Here is a 4,125-nt window from a genome sequence, read left to right on the forward strand (position 1 = left end):
GCAGATTGCCAATGGCCCGGCGCAGGAAGCAGTGATCCAGATGCCGAGGGCCAGCCCGCGCGGCCTGCCTGCCAACGAAAATCTCACCCCTTGCCTCTCCATGGTTCCGGGCTCGCTAGGGCAATTCCAGAAAACTGTGCAATGGTTTCTGTCCGGAATTGCGAAAAACTAATGGCTAGGCGGCGGGTATGATGCCCAAACGGCGCGTCGCCGTCAAAAGCAGCCAAAGCGGGCGGGCTAGTGCCTGAGCCGTTCCGGCTCGAACGCGCCGGAGATCACCTTTTCGCGCATGCGGTCGAGCAGGGCCAGCGCTGAGGTCTCACCATTGGCGCGCAGCATCTCGCCGAAGGCGGTTTCCAGCGCAGCCTCGGCGATGATTTCGGGCTCGATGCCGGCCGACAATCCTTCCGCCCAGGCTTCGCTGTGGCTCTCCACGGCGGTCAGGCGCTTTTCTTCCCTGACCAACGCGTCGATGTCGCTGACGCCATGTTCCATTGCGATGTCCACCTTTTCAAGCGTCGGTCCGGCAAGGCACCGGGCTTGACTTGCCAGTTCATGCGCTGCTCGTACAAGTGCTTGTAAATACGACATTTCTGCAGTCGCAATCTACATATCGAGCAAGGCTGCGATCAATTCCGACCGAGCTTAGCCGATTAGACCAGCTTGCGGCATTAAAACCTTCAGTTTGAGTTAATTCCGCATTTGTCCACTAACGTTTCATTAACATTGTTGCACAAGCGCAACAGATGATTGCACCAAGGCGCAGCCTGATACAATAAGGCCGGCCACATTGGAGCGATTTGTCGGTGGATAGTCGCGATCGATGCCGGTCCTCAATTCCCGTAGCGGGAAGCGATATCGCGCGACAGCGTCTCGCCTTCCTTCATGTAGCGGGCAATGGCCTCGGTGGCCGAAGGCGTGCACTGCGTGTAGGTGCCGCTGAAGGAGCGGTAGCCGCGATTGAAGGAGGCGATGAAGCGGGCGCGCCGGTTGGGATCGGGATTTTCCGACTCGAGCAGCTTTTCCATCTCCAGCCGCCACTGGTCGCCTTTCTCGCCGCAGAGGTTGCGCAGGAAATGCAGCGAACCCAGCACCTCGGCGAGGCGCATCAGCCCGGGCTCGAACGGCGCCTCGGCCGCCGATGCCGGCTGCACCGTGACGGCCATGCTGATGGCGAGGCTTGCGGCGAGAAAGGGGGAGGCGCGGGTCATCAGGGCCTTGCGATGGAAGAGCAAGGCTTTGTGGCGAAACATTTTGTCGCCTGCAAGGCCATTCTGGGGTCACCGCTCGGCGGCTTGCGCAGGACCAAGCAACTCCTCGGCAACTTCAAACACATCGCCCGCCAGCGGCATCGCCGCCATTTCCGCCAGCGTGTAGAACGCCGCCGTCTCGGCGTCATCGCTCGCTGCCGGCTCGCCGCCGACATAGGCCGCGCCGAACACCGTCAGCAGATAGTCGACCGCGTGGTGCTCAGCGCGGCCGTCGATATGGATGTCGCGCAGCGGGCGGTAATCCTTCGCCTGGAGCCCCGTTTCCTCCTTGAGTTCGCGCGCCGCGGCTTGCGCCAGCGTCTCGCCCGGCTCGACCTTGCCGCCGGGATACGCGTAGAGCCCTTGCGAAGGCGGCCGCGCCCGCTTGACAAGCAGCACCGTCTTGCCGCGCACGACGGCGACGGAGACTGCCGGGATAATGTTGCGAACCTTGTTCATGCGTTGCGAATCGCGCCGGCTGCCGGCTTGGTTGTGGACCGGACAGCTTTAGCGGTTGCGGCGCGGCGGTTCCATCGCCACTTTCATGGCGATCCCGACCGAAGAGCCAATCCATGTGCGGACGCTTTGCCCTGACCGCCTCGCCGGACCAGACCGCCGCCATTCTTGGCCTGGCGGAGCTGGGGGCGTTTCCGGCCCGCTACAATATCGCTCCGACGCAGCCGGTGCTGATGGCGTTCGCCAGTCCGCCAAGAGCGCCAGGCTCCAACCTGCCAGACCGCCAGGCGATGCTGGTGCGCTGGGGCCTGATCCCGACTTGGGTCAAGGATACGAAGGAATTTCCGCTGCTCTTCAACGCGCGCTCGGAAGGCGTGCTGCAGAAGGCCTCGTTCAAGACCGCCATGCGCCATCGCCGGGCCCTTGTGCCGGCCTCCGGCTTTTATGAATGGCAGCAGTCGGGTAGCGCCAAGGGCCAGCCCTACTGGATCCAGCCGCGGCGGGGCGGGGGGATCGCCTTCGCCGGTCTGATCAAGACCTATGCCGAGCCGGGCGGTTCCGAGGTGGACACCGGCGCGATCCTCACCACGCGGGCCAACGCCGGCACCGCCCATATCCACGACCGCATGCCGGTGGTGATCGAGGAACGCGATTTCGCCCGCTGGTTGGATTGCCGCACGCAGGAGCCGCGCGACGTGCTCGACCTCCTCAAGCCCGCCGAGCCCGATTTCTTCGAGGCGATTCCGGTTTCCGACCTCGTCAACAAGGTCGCCAACACCGGGCCGGAGATTCAGGAGCGGGGCATGGTCGGGCCTCAGCCCGACAAGGTCAGGCGCCAGAAACCCGGCGCGGACGAAAACCAGATGACCCTGTTTTAGCGAAGGCTGCTAGCGGAGGCCTTCATCTCCAGGGCGAGCATTGGCGTCGCCCTCATCGCCGGCACCCCGATCATCGGAGACTGCGCCGGTCCTGCCGTTTCAAGCGGCGCGCGGCGAGATGATCTTCTGCGCCGGCTTCTTCTTCTTCGCGGTGTGAAGAAGGGCTGCGACGATGGCCGCAGGGCCGATCGCGCGGTAGTGGCTGGCGAGCGGCTGTTGCGCCGGTCGACTTTGTTCTTGCTTACTTCGAGGCATTGTTCTCTTCCCTGGTAACGTTTTCGTGTCTGGGTTTGGTGGTCGATTCGGACCAAATCGTGACGTTTGGCGGTCTAGTCCGATAATGTTTCATCACTGTGCCGAGATGCTTAATAAAATGTTTCGGCCCGTTTTTACCTGTGATGGAACGACAGCTTTCCCGAGTTGAGCGACTTGACGGCAACACCTGCGGACGCGATAAAGCCGGGCATGAAAACGTCTTTCGCCATTTGTGGCATTTGCATTATTGGCTAGCCTCGCGCTGGTCCGGACGTTTTCGCCTTATCTTCCCCTAGATTGGACAAACGCCCCGGCCAGCAGGCTGGAGCCCGATTTGCGCCCGCGCGCGGGGAGGCTCCGTCCAACATAAGGGATCGGAAGAGCACGAATGTCTGACGCATCGAAGGGCCTCAGCCTTTACAACACGCTGACGCGGGCGAAGGAGCGTTTCGTTCCGATCGATCCGCAAAACGTGCGCATGTATGTTTGCGGCCCGACAGTCTACGACTTTGCCCATATCGGCAACGCGCGGCCGGCGATCGTCTTCGACGTGCTGTTCCGTTTGCTGCGCCAACTCTATGGCGAAAAGCACGTCACGTATGTGCGCAACATCACGGATGTCGACGACAAGATAAATGCGCGCGCCCTGCGCGATTTCGGCGCCGAGATCGAAGTCGGGACGCTTTCGCTGAACGACGCGATCCGGCGCGTCACCGAAAAGACCGCCGACCAGTACCACAAAGATGTCGCGGCACTCGGCTGTTTGGAGCCGACCCACGAGCCGCGGGCGACCGAGTTCGTCGCGCCCCGCGCCGACGGCAAGGCCGACATGCTGTCGCTGATTGCGCAACTGATCGAGCGCGGCCACGCCTATGTCGCCGGGGGCGAGGTGCTCTTCGACACCGCCTCGATGCCCGATTATGGCGAGCTTTCGAAGCGCAATCTCGACGAGCAGCAGGCCGGCGCCCGCATCGCGGTCGACGTCCACAAGAAGAACCCCGGCGATTTCGTTTTATGGAAACTCTCGACGCCGGAAGAGCCCGGCTGGGAAAGCCCGTGGGGCAGGGGCCGTCCGGGCTGGCACATCGAATGCTCGGCCATGTCGGCCGCCTATCTCGGCGAGATCTTCGACATCCATGGCGGCGGCCTCGACCTGATCTTCCCGCATCACGAGAACGAGATCGCCCAGTCGCGCTGCGCCCACGGCACCAAAGTCATGGCCAATGTCTGGATGCACAACGGCTTCCTTCAGGTCGAGGGCCAGAAAATGTCGAAGAGCCTCGGCA

Annotated in this window: 6 protein-coding genes; 2 read left to right on the plus strand and 4 right to left on the minus strand. The window is 62.7% G+C overall.

Annotated features, from left to right (window positions below; all coding sequences use genetic code 11):
- Positions 1-237: 237 nt before the first annotated feature.
- The 3 genes from EOA79_RS30200 to EOA79_RS30210 all read right to left on the minus strand — a co-directional run bounded on the left by EOA79_RS30200 (position 238) and on the right by EOA79_RS30210 (position 1,709).
- Positions 238-495: a hypothetical protein gene (locus tag EOA79_RS30200; RefSeq protein ID WP_066997401.1), complete on the minus strand. Its 258-nt coding sequence runs from the start codon at positions 493-495 to the stop codon at positions 238-240.
- Positions 496-833: 338 nt separating this feature from the next.
- The gene (locus tag EOA79_RS30205; RefSeq protein ID WP_095781940.1) at positions 834-1,211 is read right to left on the minus strand and encodes a TIGR02301 family protein; all 378 of its coding nucleotides are present in this window, start codon (positions 1,209-1,211) and stop codon (positions 834-836) included.
- A 69-nt stretch (positions 1,212-1,280) separates the two neighbouring features.
- Positions 1,281-1,709, minus strand: a complete 429-nt coding sequence (locus EOA79_RS30210; RefSeq protein WP_128293572.1) for an NUDIX hydrolase — start codon at positions 1,707-1,709, stop codon at positions 1,281-1,283.
- Between the two features lie 113 nt (positions 1,710-1,822).
- Here EOA79_RS30210 and EOA79_RS30215 point away from each other — a divergent pair, with 113 nt between their 5' ends.
- Entirely contained in the window at positions 1,823-2,584 is a 762-nt protein-coding gene (locus EOA79_RS30215) for an SOS response-associated peptidase (protein WP_128293574.1), read from the plus strand.
- Between the two features lie 99 nt (positions 2,585-2,683).
- Here the strand turns inward: EOA79_RS30215 and EOA79_RS30220 are convergent, their stop codons facing one another.
- A complete protein-coding gene (locus EOA79_RS30220; protein WP_082953737.1) occupies positions 2,684-2,839 on the minus strand; it encodes a hypothetical protein in 156 nt (51 codons plus the stop codon).
- A gap of 388 nt (positions 2,840-3,227) precedes the next feature.
- Here EOA79_RS30220 and cysS point away from each other — a divergent pair.
- The coding region (gene cysS, locus EOA79_RS30225; RefSeq protein ID WP_128293575.1) for a cysteine--tRNA ligase at positions 3,228-4,125 on the plus strand (898 nt) is incomplete at its 3' end.

Source organism: Mesorhizobium sp. M1A.F.Ca.IN.020.03.2.1, from assembly GCF_004023205.1.
In the GTDB taxonomy this organism is placed as follows: Bacteria; Pseudomonadota; Alphaproteobacteria; order Rhizobiales; family Rhizobiaceae; genus Mesorhizobium.

Excerpts from the sequence above, each read along its gene's own strand:
- EOA79_RS30200 (WP_066997401.1), bottom strand. The coding sequence starts at position 495 with ATGGAACATGGCGTCAGCGACATCGACGCGTTGGTCAGGGAAGAAAAG.
- EOA79_RS30205 (WP_095781940.1), bottom strand. The coding sequence starts at position 1,211 with ATGACCCGCGCCTCCCCCTTTCTCGCCGCAAGCCTCGCCATCAGCATG.
- EOA79_RS30210 (WP_128293572.1), bottom strand. The coding sequence starts at position 1,709 with ATGAACAAGGTTCGCAACATTATCCCGGCAGTCTCCGTCGCCGTCGTG.
- EOA79_RS30215 (WP_128293574.1), top strand. The coding sequence starts at position 1,823 with ATGTGCGGACGCTTTGCCCTGACCGCCTCGCCGGACCAGACCGCCGCC.
- EOA79_RS30220 (WP_082953737.1), bottom strand. The coding sequence starts at position 2,839 with ATGCCTCGAAGTAAGCAAGAACAAAGTCGACCGGCGCAACAGCCGCTC.